Origin of the sequence: Nocardia sp. NPDC005825, assembly GCF_040630175.1 — a bacterium.
Lineage (GTDB): Bacteria > Actinomycetota > Actinomycetes > Mycobacteriales > Mycobacteriaceae > Nocardia.
Genome location: NZ_JBEXXC010000012.1, coordinates 69093 through 82371, shown reverse-complemented (window position 1 = coordinate 82371; position 13279 = coordinate 69093). Strand labels below are relative to the sequence as shown.

The window sequence follows — 13279 nt, the reverse complement described above, 5'->3', positions numbered from 1 at the left end:
GGGTGAGCGGTCAGTTGAAGGCGTTCACGCCGGTGAGGGCGCGGCCGATGAGCAGTTTCTGGATCTGGCTGGTGCCCTCGTAGAGGGTGAGGACACGCGCGTCGCGCAGATACTTCGCGACCGGGTACTCGTCGATGTAGCCGTAGCCGCCGAACACCTGGATGGCATTGTTGGCGGCCTTCACCGCGGCCTCGCTGGCGAAGAGTTTGGCGACCGAGGCCTCGGTGCCGAACGGCTTGCCCTTCTCCACCAGGTCCGCGACCCGCCAGGTGAGCAGCCGTGCCGCCTCCACATCGACGGCGATGTCCGAGATGAGTTCCTGGACCAGCTGATACGCGGCGATCGGCTTGCCGAACTGCTCGCGCTGCCCGGCGTACTTCACCGCTTCCTCGAGGCAGCCGCGCGCGACGCCCACGCAACCGGCGGCCACGCCCATACGGCCCTTGTCGAGGGCGGCCATGGCGATCTTGAAGCCCTGGCCGAGCTCGCCGAGCCGGTTGGCGTCGGGCACCCGGACCTGGTCGAGGACCAGTTCGGCGGTGGCCTGGCCGCGCAGCCCGAGCTTGCCCTTGATCTCGGTGCGGGTGAAACCGGGTGCGTCGGTGGGCACCAGGAACGCGGTCACGCCCTTGGGGCCGGGTCCGCCGGTGCGCGCGAAGATGATGGCGACATCGGCCCAGGTGCCGTTGGTGATGAAGATCTTGGTGCCGGACAGCAGCCAATCATCGCCGTCGGCAACGGCTTTGGTGATCAGGCTGCCCGCGTCGGAGCCGGTGCCAGGTTCGGTGAGGCCGAAGCAGCCCAGCGCCTGCCCGGCGCACAGGCGCGGCAGCCATTCCCGTTTCTGCGCCTCGGTCCCGTAGGTCTTGATCGACTTCGAGACCAGGCCCAGTGATACCGACACGATGCCGCGCACCGAGCTGTCGCCGCGGCCGAGTTCCTCGAGCAGCAGGCAGTAGTCCAGGGCGGTGCCGCCGGAGCCGCCGTACTCCTCGGGGATCTCGATGCCGAGGAAGCCCATGTCGCCGAGTTTGCCGACGATGGCGGTGTCCACCGATTCGGCCCGGTCCCAGGCGGCAGCGTGCGGGACGACCTCTTTGTCGACCCAGGCGCGGGCCAGGTCGCGCAGCTCGCGCTGCGCTTCGCCGAGTTCGAAGTCCATGGTTGCGATAGCTCCTAACCAAACGGTGTTAGGTTTATGACTCGACGCTATCCTAACAGTGTTCGGTTAATCAAGGACGGGTGATAAGTTCGACGTCCGCCGGCGCGCACCCGGCCCGACCCCAGGGAGGTGAGCCGCATGGCCAGACCGAAAGTGCCGCTGCTGAGCCGCGAACGCATTCGCGACGCGGCCCTGACCCTGATCGACCGCGACGGCCTCGCCGAGCTCTCCATGCGGAAACTGGCCGCCGAACTGGGCGTGCAGGCCGCATCCCTCTACACCCACTACCCCACCAAGGACGCCGTCCTCGACGACATCGGCGGCATGCTCATGTCCCGGGTCGACGCTTCGGCCTTCGACCGGGGCTGGCGGACCGGCATCACCGAGTGGGCGCATTCCTACCGCGACGCACTGGTCCGCCATCCCAATTTCGTCGCCTACCTGGCCGCGGGCCCCGGCACCCGCGACGAGAACCTGCGCACCGCGGACGCCGTCCACGGCGGGCTGGTGTCCGCGGGCTGGCCGCCGCGCGACGCGACCATGATCGGCGCGGCCACCCGCTACCTGGTCATGGGCGCGACGATGGGGTCCTTCTCGCGCGGTTTCGTCGACGACGTGCAGGTCTACCGGGACCGCTACCCGCATTTGGAGCAGGCCCACCTGCTGCGAGCCAAGGCCGATGAAATCGACGCGGAGAGTTTCGAATTGGCGCTGTCGGCGTTTCTGGACGGCTTGCAGCTGCGTTTCGACGGCATCGAGAAGGAGCGGGCGCGGCGCAGGCAGTCGCGCTCGGCGAACGCCCGCTCGGGCCAGGGCTGAGGTCGCTCGCGGTCGCACCCAGTGGGACGATTCTGGTCAATTGTCCGAATTTGCTGCGGAAGTGCCGAACCCCCGCTAACCTGCCGCGCATGTCTGGAACTCGTGCATGGGTGGCCGCCGTCGCGCTGGCCGCACTCCCGCTGGCGTCGGCCGCCCCGGCGACGGCCGCTCCCGTGGTGAACAAGGTCGTGGTGATCGGCATCGACGGCACGCTGTGGAGCGAGGTGCAGGCGGCGAACGCGCCGAACCTGGGTCTGCTCGCCGCGCAGGGCACCCTGGCCCGGACCTCGATCGCCCCGCACACCACCATGTCCTGCGTCTCCTGGGCGACGGCGCTGACCGGCGTATGGGACACCAAGCACGGCATCAAGGACAACGACGCCACCTGCAACCCCGCGCCGTTCGCGCAGTACCCGACGGTGTTCACGCAGTTGGAGCGCTACAAGCCGAGTCTGGCGACGGCATCGCTGGGCACCTGGGACAAGATCGGCATGATCGCGCGGACCGGAAGTCCGGCGGCGGACAAGGTGTCGGTGACGCAGGTCGACCCGACGGGCGCGGGAGTCTGTGAGACGACGGCGGATTCGGTCGCGGCGTCGAAGGTGGTGTCCTCGATCACCGACGACGGCGCCGATTTCACCTTCACCCACCTCGATCAGGTCGATATCGTCGGCCACACGCTGCGCGGGGTCTGGCCGCAGGCCTACCGCGACGCCATCGGCCGGGTGGACACGCTGGTCGGCAATATCACCAAGGCGGTGGACGACCGGGCCCGCACGCACGCCGACGAGCGCTGGACGATCCTGGTGACCACCGATCACGGCCACAAGCCCGAGGGCGGGCACGGCGGTCAGAGCGCCTACGAGACAGCGAGTTTCGTGATCGCGCGCGGCCCCGACTTCACCGCGGGCGCCCAGAACAACGGCTACGCGCTGGCCGACATCACCCCGACGGTGCTGGATCTGCTGGGCGCCCCGGCGGATCCGAATTCCGACGGCCGGTCCATGCGGCTGGGCGGTTCGGGCGATCCCGCCGCGACCCCGCCGAACACGCCCGCCCTCGATTCCGGGCTCACCGGTTCGTCGTCGGGTTCGGCGCAGATGCTGATGGTCAACAACCCGCTGTGCCTGGTGGCCAGCGGCTCGGCCGGTGGCTCCTACGGCAAGTAGGCTTCCCGACGCCGAAAAGCCGGTCCCGGGTTCGGTTCCCGGGACCGGCTTTCGCGTCGGTGGGTGATCAGGAGATGAGACCCGCCGCCTCCGCGTACCCCGCGGGGGCGGGCTCCTCGGCGGGCCCGTACACCATGTGCACCACCCCGGTCTTGAACGGCGTGGCCGAGATCAACCGCAGCGGAACCGAATTCCCCTCGTCGAACAGCCGCACCCCGCCGTTGCGCAGCGCCACCGGATGCACCAGCAGATGCAGCTCATCCACGAGTCCGGCGGCCAGCAGCTGCACCACCACCGACGGCGATCCGCTCATCGCGATGTCCCCGCCCGCTTCGGCCTTGAGCGCCGCGACGCCCTCGACCAGGTCACCGCGCAGCTGCTCGGAGTTCCGCCACGTGAATTCCAGCTCCTGGTGCGAGACCACGACTTTCCGCATATCGCCGAGCGCCTTCGCGAATCCGGCGTCCTCGCCGCCCGCGGCCTCCCGCTCGGGCCATGCTCCCGCGAACCCTTCATAGGTGGCCCGCCCGAACACCAGGGTGTCCGCCCCGCCGACCTGAGCCGAAACCGCTTCCCCCATCTCGTCATTGAAGTACGGGAAGTGCCAGTCCTGGGGCTCCGCCACGATTCCGTCGAGCGAAATGAACAGTCCCGCCGTCACCTTGCGCATCAGTGTGCTCCTTGCCGATCAGTAGTCGAATGTGTCGCGCGCTCACCTGATACGACGGCGCCCCCGCCCGAAACTCATCGCTCCCCTGCCTGTTTCCTCCCCTCGCGGCCCCCTCACCGCCACCACGCCGCCGCTGCCCTGGTGCGCCCGCCCCCGCCCCTCCTACGGTGGAATCCCGCCCAGTGGAGTCCACCGTGAAGCGTCTGCTCTTCATCACCGCCGCGGTCATCCTCGCCGCATCCACCTACACCTACGCCCTCTCCCCCGGCCACTACGGCGCCGTCATCGCCATCGGCGCGGTCCTCACCCTCTGGTTCGTCGGCAAGGCCATGGACTAGCGGATCGCGGACCCAGCCAAATGCGGCGCAGTCTTCTCACCAGGGTGTTTGATGGATGCAATGCAGGTCGACGACAGCCGGAGGAGACCACCATGGCATTGACCACGGAGCAGATCGACGAGCTGGGCGGGGCGGACGAGCTCCACATCAGCACCTACCGTCCGGACGGCACCCTCCGGAACGCGATTCCGATCTGGGGCGTGCGGGTCGGTGATGACGTCTATATCCGTGCCGCTCTGGGACCCGCCGCCGTGTGGTATCGGCACGCTTTGGCGGACCGGTTGCACATCGAGGCGGGCGGGGCCGCAGTGGACGTAACCTTGCGGCCGACAATCGATGCCGCGACGAACGCCGCGGTCGACGCGGCGTACCGCTCGAAGTACGCGGGCAACGGCAGCGCCCTCGACACCATGGTGACCCCGCCGGCCGCCGGTACCACCGTGCGACTACTCGCCGTCTGACCGGGCGCGGAGCCACAGTGAAGCGATGGCTGTTCCTGGCCGCCGGTGCCATCCTCGCCGCGTCCACCTACGCGTACGCCGTCTCCCCCGGCCACTACGGCGCGGTCATCGCCGTCGGCGCGGTCGCGTCGTTCTTCTTCGTCAACAAAGGCGTGAACTGACCCCGCTCGTGGCACCCGGCGCTAGTCCGAGTCCTTGCGCATGATCCGTGCGGATGTTGTTGTCCGGCACCGCGATGTCGGTGAACTCGGCTACTCCTGTTGGCGGCGGACCATTTCGGCGATCCAGGTCGGGGCGTACGGCGACGTGCAGTTGGGCGGGGTCGGGTAGTCCTTCAGGACCTCCAGGCGTTCACCGATGTCGACGGCGCGGGCGCGCAGGTCCGGGTGGGCGATGCCGATCTGGGCCAGGCAGGTGTTCATCGCCCATTGGAGACGGTCCGGGGCGGTCCTCATCTCGGCTTCGATGACGTCGAGGAGGGCCGGGAGGTCCAGGCCCCGGGGCCGTTTGGTGACGCGTTCGGCGGTGAGGGCCCATCCGGCGCTCGCGACGACCGGGTCGGGGTCGTGCATCCAGGCCAGGCGCAGTTCCTCGGCGTGCGGGTTCTTCTTCACGAGGTTGCCGACGAGCCAGTCGTGGACCTTCGGGGTGCGGGCCGCACGGAGCATCGCGTCGAGGTCGGTGCGGTCGTACTGCTTGGGGCGCGAGATGAGGATCGCCAGGAGTTTGGCGGCGCTGTCGTCGGACTCCCAGAGTTGGCGAGCCAGCTCCTCGTGGGGGCCGAGGCGCTTGGCGAGAGCGCGCAGCTTCGTGAGGTTGACGCCGTGGTCGTCACCGTGTCGCTCGTTGACGGCGCGGGCCTTGGGGTCTTCCAGGGCCGCCAAGTCGGCCAGGACTGCGGTCAGGGTCGGCTCGGACACGGAAGCGCTGGTCACGCGACCCACGATAGCGGCGGGAGTGATGTCCGAGCGGGAACGGGTATGCGGCAGGTAGTCCTGCTCGACCTGGTTGGGAGGTTGTGATGACCGCTGATCCACAGCGGGCGAAACATCCCGTGAGTGCGCTGCTGGCCGGTCCCTACGGCCATCCGTTTCATCCGATTCTGGTCACCGTGCCCATCGGGGCGTGGGTGGCGAGTGTGGTCTTCGACCTGGCCTCCCATGTGGCGGGGGATGCGGACGCGCTGGCGTACGGCGCGCGGTGGCTGATCGCCATCGGCGTGCTGGGCGCGCTGGCCGCGGCGACCATCGGCTTCCTGGACTTCCTGGCCATTCCGGCCGGAACCCCGGCCTTCCGCATCGGATTGACGCACCTGAGCCTGAATCTGGCGGTGACCGTGGCGTTCGCGCTGGATTTCTGGTGGCGGGGCACCCCGGACGGCCCGGTGCCGATCGGCCCGCTGGTGCTGTCGCTCGTCGCGCTGGCGACATTGTCTGTTTCCGGTTATCTCGGCGGGAAGCTCGCCTACCGCTACGGCGTCCGGGTCGCCGACGAGACCACCCAGGCGGAGGGTTTCCGCCGCTGAATCCCCATCCCTTCGCATTCGACAGGAGTTCGTCATGGCCATCGCGGCATTGATCACCTGGCTGTTCACCGCGGCGGGCGGCTTCTTTCTGCTCGGCACCTGGATCGCCAAAGGCGGTGTGCGCGAACCGCGTACCAGTCACCTGCCCCCGCCCGTCATCTTCGGCCACTTCCTGCTGGCCGTGATCGGGCTGGTGTTGTGGATCATCTACCTCGTCACCGATTCCGACGCCCTGGCCTGGGTCGCTTTCGGGTTCCTGGTCCCGGTGGCGGCGCTCGGAGTCGTGATGCTGCTGCGCTGGATCCCGATCTACCGGGAATCGCGCACCGTCGCCGCGGAACCGGCCCCGGTGTCGATCCCCGGCCGGGAACCCGCCGAACGGCACTTCCCGGTGCTGGTGGTCGGCGGTCACGGCTTGTGGGCCGTCGTCACCGTCGTCCTGGTGCTGCTCACCGCGCTGGGGGTATGAGCAGGACAGCATCAAGCGTGCGCTGTCTTTCCGCCGTCGATCACCAGTTGCGCACCCGTGAGATAGGGGAACTCGGGCGAGGCCAGGGTCAGCGCGAAGGCCGCGATCTCCTCCGGCGTGGCGAGCCTGCCCAGGCCGGGGACATTCGATGCCGCCCACTGCTTCATGGCGACCCGGTACGCGTCGTCGGGTAGGTGGCCGATCGGGCTCGCAGTGCGGACGAGGTCGGTGTCCGTGGTGCCCGGGACCAGGGCGTTGACGCGAATCCCGTTACCCGCGTAGTCCAGTGCCGCGGATTGGACCAGGCCGACGAGACCTCGTTTGCTCGCCGTGTAGGCGGCGCGGCCGGAATCGGTGGCCAGCGCATTGCTCGACGCGGTGACCACGATCGTTCCGCCGCCGCGCCGAATCAGGTGCGGGATTTCGTATTTCATGGCCAGGAAGCTGCCGCGCAGGTTGGTGTTCACGACGCGGTCGAACTCGTCGGCGGAGTACTCGTGCAGGGGCTTCTGGATGGTGATGCCCGCATTGTTGAACGCGACATCGAGTCCGCCGTAGCGCTGCACGGCGGCGTCGACGAAGTCGCGGACGTCGGATTCGATCAGCACGTCGGCGTGGATGTAGGTGGCTTCGCCTCCCGCCGAGCGGATCTCGCGCTCGACGGCGCGGCCCCGGTCGACGCGGCGTCCGCAGAACGCGACGCGCGCGCCCTCGGCGGCGAACAGGCGGGCCGCGGCGGCGCCGATCCCGGAGGTCGCTCCGGTGATCACGACGACCTTGTTCTCGAACCGTCGCGCCGAGGGCCGCAGGTGTGGCGGATTCGCGTCGGCCGCGAGCGCGACTCCGCTCGCGACCCCCGCGGCCGCGCCGGCCACCAGTCCCCCGGCCACCGCGCCCAGGACCCGACGGCGGCTGGCACCGCGTGGTGACTGCGCCGCCGGATCATCGGACGTGCCCGTCTTCGTGGCGTCGTTTGTCGGATTGTCGTTGAGGCTCATGCCTTTCACCCTCGCCGCCGAACCGGCGCGAGGGATCCGACCTCGGGCCTCTCCGAACGGCCCGGGGTCGGAGAACGATCTCCTCCCTGCGGAGGAATCGGCGCGCCCCGCGCGTGGGCCATCATGGGAACGTGGTTGGTTCCTCCGGCGTCACCCGAAGTGCCGAATCGCTGCTCGGCGAGCGCATGCTGCCGGTCCGCCTCGCCGTGCTGGCGGTGTCGGCAGCCGGTTGTCTGCTGCTGCTCGGGGATCAGCCGACTGTCTTCGACTGGGCGACAGGCCTGCTCGCGGTGCTGGCGACAGCTCTCGGGGTGCGTCGCCCGATGGTGGCCTCCTTGCTGACGACCGGGCTGCTGGTCCTCGGCTTCGAATTCGGCCATACCGGACCGATTGTCGCGAAGGTCGCGGCGGCTTTCGCCCTCTCGGAGCTGACCGCTCGCCGTGGCGGCTGGCGCTCGTGGCTGGCCGCGGTCGCCTTGGGGGCCGCTTACCTGCTGCATCCGGTCGGCGGAACAGCGGTGATGCTGTATCGCGCGGTGGCGATGGCCGTGTTGCCGCTGTTCATCGGCGGTCTGCTGCGCGCGGCGTGGGCCCGCGCCGAACAGTCCGCCCGGGAGGCGGACGTGCTCGAGCAGCGCCGGGAGGGCGAGATCGCCGCAGCCCGGGAGACCGAGCGGACCGCCATCGCCCGCGAGCTCCACGACCTGATCGCCCATCACGTCTCCTCGACCGTGCTGCGGGTCGGAGTCGCCCGCCACGCGGTGCCCGACGCGCCGCCCGTACTCCTCGAGGTCCTCGACGACATCCACGCCTCCGGCAAGCAAACCCTCACCGATCTGCGGAAATTGGTGACGATCCTGCGCGATCCGGCGAGTGACGGCGCATCCTTCCTGGCCCCGGCGGACCTGCCCGCCGCGCTCACCGCGACCGTCGAACGCGCCCGCCGTGGCGGCCTGGCCGTGACCGCGACTGTGTCCGAGGACATCACGGTGGTGGACGCGCTACGCGCACTGACCGTGCTGCGCCTGACCCAGGAAGGGCTGTCGAATGCCGTCAAGCATGCCGGACCGGAGACCAGCGTGTGGTTGACCATCTCCGTCGACAGGACCGGCGACCTCGATTTCACCTTGCGGGACAACGGCTCTCCACGACCGGCCCCGTCCCGGCTGCCCGGCGGGGTCGGCCTGATCGGGCTGCGCGAACGCGTCGAGCTGCTCGACGGCCTGTTCGACGCCGGACCGAACGGTTCCGGCTGGCGGATCACCGCCCGCCTACCCCGGCGCATCGGCGCGGCCGCATGACGATCCGCGTACTCATCGTCGATGATCAGCAATTGGTCCGCGCGGGCCTGCGCATGCTGTGCCACACCGCCGACGACCTGGAGGTGATCGGCGAGGCCTCCGGCGGTTCGGACGCCGTGCGGCTGGCCGCGGACACCACACCCGACGTCATCCTGATGGACTTGCGCATGCCCGGCCTGGACGGAATCCGCGCGACCGAACGCATTCTGGCCGCCCGCCCGTCCGCCCGGGTGCTGGCCCTGACCACCTTCGACGACGACGATCACCTGTATCCGGCGCTGGAAGCCGGAGTCTGCGGATTCCTGGTCAAGGACGCCGCTCCCGCCGACCTGCTCGACGGCATCCGCCGCGCCGCGATCGGCGAGCGCCCGTTCTCCCCGGAGGTCCTGCACCGCTTGGTCGAATCGGCGGTGGCCGCGCGCGCCGACGGCGAACTCGGCACGCCCCCCGAGCTGTTCACGCTGACCCGTCGTGAGGCGGATGTGCTGGCCCTGCTCACCGAGGGCCTGTCCAATGCCGAGATAGCCGCACGCCTGGTCCTGGGTGTCACCACTGTCAAAACCCACGTCACCAACCTGATGGCGAAGACCGGCTCCCCCAACCGGGTCCGCCTCGCCATCTACGGCCTCCGCCACGGCGCGCACTGAGACCCGGACAAAGCTCGGGCCCCGAGCTGAGTTCAGCTCGGGGCCCGTAGGTTTCGGGGCTTACTTCAGCCGCAGGCTGCCGAAGAGGCCTTCCTTCTCGGAGTTCGGCCCGGCGGTGAAGTACAGCGCGTCGGCGTCGCCGAGGCTCTCACCGTTGCCGAACATCAGACCCCACAGGCCGTCGATCTCGGCGGGCTTGCCGTCGGCGTCGCGCAGGTAGTCGACGAACTTGCCGGACTGGTCGTCGAGGGCGAGGATGTGGCCGGCGCCGGCGAAGTTGCCGATCAGCAGCTTGCCGGAGAGCGGTCCGAAGCCCTGCGGGGCGACGACGACGGCCCACGGCGCGTTGAGGCGGCCGTCGGCGTCGATGGTGCGAACCAGCTTGCCGGTCTTGTCGAATTCGGCGACCTGGCCCTTCTTGGCCTTGTTGCCTTCCTTCTTCTCCTGGTCCTTGTCGAGGGAGTCCTCTTCGCCGACCTTGAGCTTGTTCGGGTCACCGCCCTCGGAGCCGGTGATGGCGTAGGTGACGAACACGCGGTCGCCGATGGTGGCGACATTGAACGGGGCCGGGTCGCCGACCTTGATCTTCTTGCCCTTGGTGGCATCGGCCGGGTCGACGGCGTCACCGGTGGCGAAGGGGTTGGCGAAACCGGTGGTGGGCACCAGCTTCCAGTCCTTGTCGAAGGTGCGGACCTGCGGGTCCTTGCCGAAGTCGGCGGCCAGCAGCTTGGTGCCGGACGGGTCGAGGGCGATGCCCTTGAAGTTCATGCCCTGGGCGGTGCCGTCGTATTCGAGCACGGCCGGGCCGTCGTGGCGCACGATCGCGCCGCCCGCGCCCAGCTCGGTCCAGCCGGAGATCTTGCCGGAGTCGGTGGCGAAGATGAATCGCGCGGAGCCGGTGAGCTTCTCGTCCTTGCCGTCGTAGCTGACGGGCTGGTCCTTCACCAGGAAGATGTCGGAGGTGATGGGCGCGGGGTTGAAGACGACGCCGGTGGTCTTGCCCTCGCCCTCGTCGCCGTCGTCGTCCGGGATGGAGTCCGCGCCGGGGATGGTGACCAGCTTGAGCGGGTCCTGGAACATCTTCTGGTACTTGGCGTCCGGGGACTTGGTGACGTCACCGACGAACTGGAAGGAGTAGCCGCCCGCGCCGACCCAGAAGTGGCCGCCCGCGCCCTTGGGCCGGTCCGCGATGCCCCAGGCGTTGATGAAGTTGGGGTCGGTGAACTGCGCCTTGTCGGAGGCCTTGTTGGAGGCGATGTTGACCTGGGCGTAATGGTTGCCGTCGAGGGCCTTGACGTCGTCGGAGTCCGACTTCGTGCTGCTGCACGCCGCCGCCACGACCAGCGCGGCACCCAGCGCGGACACCCGCAGCAGGGTCTTGCGGCCCGGGGTACCGCTCGCTCGTCCGTTCATGTCAGTCCTTCCAACGAAACGCCCAGGATCGGCGTTAGGTGACGCTAACCATAACTGGATGAAGCGGCCCTGTCGTTAGGGGACCCTCATTTCTATTCGGAAGTGATATTCGCGCCGGTCCAGGGCGCGCGGAGCAGTCCACGAGCCGTGTCGGAACCGTCCAGAACACGGGTGACGCGGCTGGTGATCCGCCAGCCTCGCGGGGTGCGGGCGAGCCGGAAATGGTTGGCCCCGGCGCGCCAGACGAAGAACTCGCCGTCGCGGTGGCGGATCAGCAGGGACTCGCACACGGCTTCGGCGGTGTCGCCGTTCAGGGTGACCGCCGCCGGGCCCAGGAAATGCGCCGATCCGGCCGCGATCAGTGATTGATGCGCGGTCGAGTCGACCATGGCGCGCACGTCGTCGCGGCTGCGCATGTGCCAGCCCTCGACGTCGTATTCGCCGTCCTCGGTCCACAATTCGGCGACCTCGTCGGCGACCCCGGCGTCCACGAGCGGGCCGTAGGAGGCGATCAGCCGGGTGATGGCGAGCTCGTCCTCGAGGCGCAGCAGCCGGGCTTCGAGGGCGGTGAGACGTTCGTCGGTCATGGGTGTCCTTCCGCTACAGGAGATGGCGGTCGACGAGCTCGCGGAGAGCGGCGAGTTGCTCGCAGTAGTGTCCGGCGTCGGTGGCGCGCACGGTGCAGGTCAGGTGGGTGGCGCCCGCGTCGCGCAATGCCGTGAGCCTGCGCAGCGAATCCGCTTCGTCGCCTTGCGGATCCAGCGGGGCGCCGGGTGAGAGCACGATGTCGAAGCCCTCGGGGACGGTGACGGTGGCGAGCAGGTCGGCGATCTGCTCGGCCTTCAGCCCGAACGGCACCCACCCGCTGCCGAGTGTCACCGCCCGGCGCAGGGACCGGCGGGTGCGGCCGCCGACCCAGATCGGCACGGCGTGGTCGATCGCATGGGGTTCGATGACGAAGTCCTCGGCTTCCCGGCGGCCCCAGGCCCGTTTCAGTCGGGCCAGGGCCGCGTCGGCGAGTGCGCCCCGGTCCTCCCAGGCCGCGCCGAGCAGCGCGAACTCCTCCGCGAGAGAACCGACTCCGACGCCGAGCACGACGCGGCCGTTGCTCAGCCGGTCGAGGGTCCCGTAGCTCTTGGCCAGCGCCAGCGGATGGTGGTAGCCGAGCACGAGCACCGAGGTGGCGAGCCGGATCCGGCTGGTGTGCGCGGCCAGGTAGGACAGCGTCGCGAGGGGATCCCAGTAGGTCGCACCGCGCACGGCGGCCGCCGCGGCGGGCACCCCGACGTGGTCGGCGCAGGTGAGGTGGTCGAACCCGAGTTCGTCTGCGGCCCTGGCGATCCGGGTGAGTTCCTCCGCCCCGGCCGTGGCCTCCCACGGTGACGCGATCCCCGGCACCTGCACGACGATGGGTGTGGACAGTCCGAGCCGCACGGTCATCGCGCCACCCGCTCGGGCAGTCCCATGAGCCGGCGCATTCCGCGATCGGCGCGCAGCACGGCGGTCGCCCGATTCGGGTCGTTGCGCTGCGCGGCCCCGGCCTCGTTGCCGGACATGATGTGGACCGGCCCGTGCCCGAGGTTCGAAAGTCCTTCGCGCGCCACGTCATCGGGTTCGGACACCGTCATGCCGGGCACGTCGAAGTTGAGGCCGACCCGTTCCATGGCGGGTGTCCGCGTCACGCCGAGCACCAGTTCCAGGACGTCGACCCCGTACTCGCCGAGTTCGAGCCACAGGCTTTCGGCGAAGATCCGCCCGAACGCCTTCACCCCGCCGTACACGGTGTGATGCTGCGACCCCAGATATCCCGCGAGCGACCCGACCATCAGGATCCCGCCCCGCCCACGGGTTTTCATCCGCGCCCCGAAGTGGTGGATCAGCCCGAGCGGTGCGGTGATGTTCAGATCGATGACCTGCTGGAACGCGGTGAGGTCCCCGTCGACGAACGGCGCGCTGTGGGTATTGGCCCCGGCATTGAGCACCAGCAGCCCGACCTCCACGTCCGCGACCGCGGCCACGATCCGCGCCACGGCGGCGGGGTCGGTCAGATCGGTCGCGAGGGTCCGCACCTCGACCCCGAGCTCCCGGCAGTCCGCGGCCGTGGCCTCGAGGGGTTCGGCCCGCCGAGCCACCAGCAGCAGCCCGATCCCGGACGCCGCCAAGTCGAGCGCGAACGCCCGCCCCACCCCCTCCGATCCCCCGGTGATGACCGCCCACGGCCCGTAACGCTGCGGGTCCACACCGCTCATAGCTGTTTCCTCACCTGTGAGATCGAACTCGGTACCCTTCCAGTTCTACAAACTTCCG

The 13279-nt window shown here is 69.4% G+C and carries 17 protein-coding genes; 9 read left to right on the top strand and 8 right to left on the bottom strand.

The genetic code is table 11. From position 1 onward, the window contains the following. Positions 1-10: 10 nt before the first annotated feature. On the bottom strand, positions 11-1162 hold the full coding sequence (locus ABZ382_RS28250) for an acyl-CoA dehydrogenase family protein (protein WP_357094904.1): 1152 nt from the start codon (positions 1160-1162) through the stop codon (positions 11-13). Positions 1163-1300: 138 nt separating this feature from the next. Between ABZ382_RS28250 and ABZ382_RS28245 the strand changes: the two genes are divergently transcribed. After that, positions 1301-1981, top strand: a complete 681-nt coding sequence (locus ABZ382_RS28245) for a TetR/AcrR family transcriptional regulator C-terminal domain-containing protein (protein ID WP_357094903.1) — start codon at positions 1301-1303, stop codon at positions 1979-1981. Positions 1982-2070: 89 nt separating this feature from the next. Beyond that, positions 2071-3150: an alkaline phosphatase family protein gene (locus tag ABZ382_RS28240; protein ID WP_357094900.1), complete on the top strand. Its 1080-nt coding sequence runs from the start codon at positions 2071-2073 to the stop codon at positions 3148-3150. 67 nt (positions 3151-3217) lie between these two features. Here ABZ382_RS28240 and ABZ382_RS28235 read toward each other — a convergent pair whose 3' ends face one another. Beyond that, complete coding sequence (locus tag ABZ382_RS28235; protein WP_357094897.1) at positions 3218-3820, bottom strand: dihydrofolate reductase family protein; 603 nt, start codon at positions 3818-3820, stop codon at positions 3218-3220. 194 nt (positions 3821-4014) lie between these two features. Between ABZ382_RS28235 and ABZ382_RS28230 the strand changes: the two genes are divergently transcribed. The 3 genes from ABZ382_RS28230 to ABZ382_RS28220 all read left to right on the top strand — a co-directional run bounded on the left by ABZ382_RS28230 (position 4015) and on the right by ABZ382_RS28220 (position 4780). After that, positions 4015-4158 (top strand): hypothetical protein, encoded by a 144-nt coding sequence (locus ABZ382_RS28230; RefSeq protein ID WP_357094894.1) that lies wholly within the window; start codon positions 4015-4017, stop codon positions 4156-4158. A 92-nt stretch (positions 4159-4250) separates the two neighbouring features. Further along, on the top strand, positions 4251-4619 hold the full coding sequence (locus ABZ382_RS28225) for a DUF2255 family protein (protein WP_357094891.1): 369 nt from the start codon (positions 4251-4253) through the stop codon (positions 4617-4619). A 17-nt stretch (positions 4620-4636) separates the two neighbouring features. Beyond that, a complete protein-coding gene (locus ABZ382_RS28220; RefSeq protein WP_357094888.1) occupies positions 4637-4780 on the top strand; it encodes a hypothetical protein in 144 nt (47 codons plus the stop codon). Positions 4781-4870: 90 nt separating this feature from the next. Here ABZ382_RS28220 and ABZ382_RS28215 read toward each other — a convergent pair whose 3' ends face one another. Further along, positions 4871-5554: a DNA alkylation repair protein gene (locus ABZ382_RS28215; RefSeq protein WP_357094885.1), complete on the bottom strand. Its 684-nt coding sequence runs from the start codon at positions 5552-5554 to the stop codon at positions 4871-4873. Positions 5555-5640: 86 nt separating this feature from the next. On the opposite strand from ABZ382_RS28215, the gene ABZ382_RS28210 reads away from it, so the two are divergent. Beyond that, positions 5641-6144 carry a DUF2231 domain-containing protein gene (locus ABZ382_RS28210; RefSeq protein WP_357094882.1) on the top strand — a complete coding sequence of 168 codons (504 nt, stop codon included), beginning with the start codon at positions 5641-5643 and terminating at the stop codon, positions 6142-6144. Between the two features lie 34 nt (positions 6145-6178). Further along, the gene (locus tag ABZ382_RS28205) at positions 6179-6613 is read left to right on the top strand and encodes a hypothetical protein (RefSeq protein WP_357094880.1); all 435 of its coding nucleotides are present in this window, start codon (positions 6179-6181) and stop codon (positions 6611-6613) included. Positions 6614-6624: 11 nt separating this feature from the next. Here the strand turns inward: ABZ382_RS28205 and ABZ382_RS28200 are convergent, their stop codons facing one another. After that, on the bottom strand, positions 6625-7611 hold the full coding sequence (locus ABZ382_RS28200; protein ID WP_357094877.1) for an SDR family NAD(P)-dependent oxidoreductase: 987 nt from the start codon (positions 7609-7611) through the stop codon (positions 6625-6627). A 131-nt stretch (positions 7612-7742) separates the two neighbouring features. Between ABZ382_RS28200 and ABZ382_RS28195 the strand changes: the two genes are divergently transcribed. Together ABZ382_RS28195 and ABZ382_RS28190 are read left to right on the top strand one after the other, a co-directional pair. Beyond that, positions 7743-8912, top strand: coding sequence for a histidine kinase (locus ABZ382_RS28195; protein WP_357094874.1), 1170 nt, complete (start codon positions 7743-7745; stop codon positions 8910-8912). Continuing rightward, a complete protein-coding gene (locus ABZ382_RS28190) occupies positions 8909-9559 on the top strand; it encodes a response regulator transcription factor (protein ID WP_357094871.1) in 651 nt (216 codons plus the stop codon). Before ABZ382_RS28195 ends, ABZ382_RS28190 begins: the two co-directional genes overlap by 4 nt. Before the next feature lie 60 nt (positions 9560-9619). Here the strand turns inward: ABZ382_RS28190 and ABZ382_RS28185 are convergent, their stop codons facing one another. From ABZ382_RS28185 to ABZ382_RS28170, 4 genes are all read right to left on the bottom strand, one after another. Continuing rightward, complete coding sequence (locus ABZ382_RS28185) at positions 9620-10972, bottom strand: TIGR03118 family protein (RefSeq protein WP_357094868.1); 1353 nt, start codon at positions 10970-10972, stop codon at positions 9620-9622. 92 nt (positions 10973-11064) lie between these two features. Beyond that, positions 11065-11559 (bottom strand): nuclear transport factor 2 family protein, encoded by a 495-nt coding sequence (locus tag ABZ382_RS28180; protein WP_357094865.1) that lies wholly within the window; start codon positions 11557-11559, stop codon positions 11065-11067. 13 nt (positions 11560-11572) lie between these two features. Continuing rightward, on the bottom strand, positions 11573-12406 hold the full coding sequence (locus tag ABZ382_RS28175; RefSeq protein WP_357095248.1) for a TIGR03619 family F420-dependent LLM class oxidoreductase: 834 nt from the start codon (positions 12404-12406) through the stop codon (positions 11573-11575). A 2-nt stretch (positions 12407-12408) separates the two neighbouring features. Next, positions 12409-13221 carry an SDR family NAD(P)-dependent oxidoreductase gene (locus ABZ382_RS28170; protein WP_357094862.1) on the bottom strand — a complete coding sequence of 271 codons (813 nt, stop codon included), beginning with the start codon at positions 13219-13221 and terminating at the stop codon, positions 12409-12411. Positions 13222-13279 lie beyond the last annotated feature (58 nt).

Bases quoted from the DNA above. Each gene is read 5' to 3' on its own strand.
- ABZ382_RS28250 (WP_357094904.1), bottom strand. From the start codon at position 1,162: ATGGACTTCGAACTCGGCGAAGCGCAGCGCGAGCTGCGCGACCTGGCC.
- ABZ382_RS28245 (WP_357094903.1), top strand. From the start codon at position 1,301: ATGGCCAGACCGAAAGTGCCGCTGCTGAGCCGCGAACGCATTCGCGAC.
- ABZ382_RS28240 (WP_357094900.1), top strand. From the start codon at position 2,071: ATGTCTGGAACTCGTGCATGGGTGGCCGCCGTCGCGCTGGCCGCACTC.
- ABZ382_RS28235 (WP_357094897.1), bottom strand. From the start codon at position 3,820: ATGCGCAAGGTGACGGCGGGACTGTTCATTTCGCTCGACGGAATCGTG.
- ABZ382_RS28225 (WP_357094891.1), top strand. From the start codon at position 4,251: ATGGCATTGACCACGGAGCAGATCGACGAGCTGGGCGGGGCGGACGAG.
- ABZ382_RS28210 (WP_357094882.1), top strand. From the start codon at position 5,641: ATGACCGCTGATCCACAGCGGGCGAAACATCCCGTGAGTGCGCTGCTG.
- ABZ382_RS28205 (WP_357094880.1), top strand. From the start codon at position 6,179: ATGGCCATCGCGGCATTGATCACCTGGCTGTTCACCGCGGCGGGCGGC.
- ABZ382_RS28200 (WP_357094877.1), bottom strand. From the start codon at position 7,611: ATGAGCCTCAACGACAATCCGACAAACGACGCCACGAAGACGGGCACG.
- ABZ382_RS28190 (WP_357094871.1), top strand. From the start codon at position 8,909: ATGACGATCCGCGTACTCATCGTCGATGATCAGCAATTGGTCCGCGCG.
- ABZ382_RS28185 (WP_357094868.1), bottom strand. From the start codon at position 10,972: ATGAACGGACGAGCGAGCGGTACCCCGGGCCGCAAGACCCTGCTGCGG.
- ABZ382_RS28180 (WP_357094865.1), bottom strand. From the start codon at position 11,559: ATGACCGACGAACGTCTCACCGCCCTCGAAGCCCGGCTGCTGCGCCTC.
- ABZ382_RS28170 (WP_357094862.1), bottom strand. From the start codon at position 13,221: ATGAGCGGTGTGGACCCGCAGCGTTACGGGCCGTGGGCGGTCATCACC.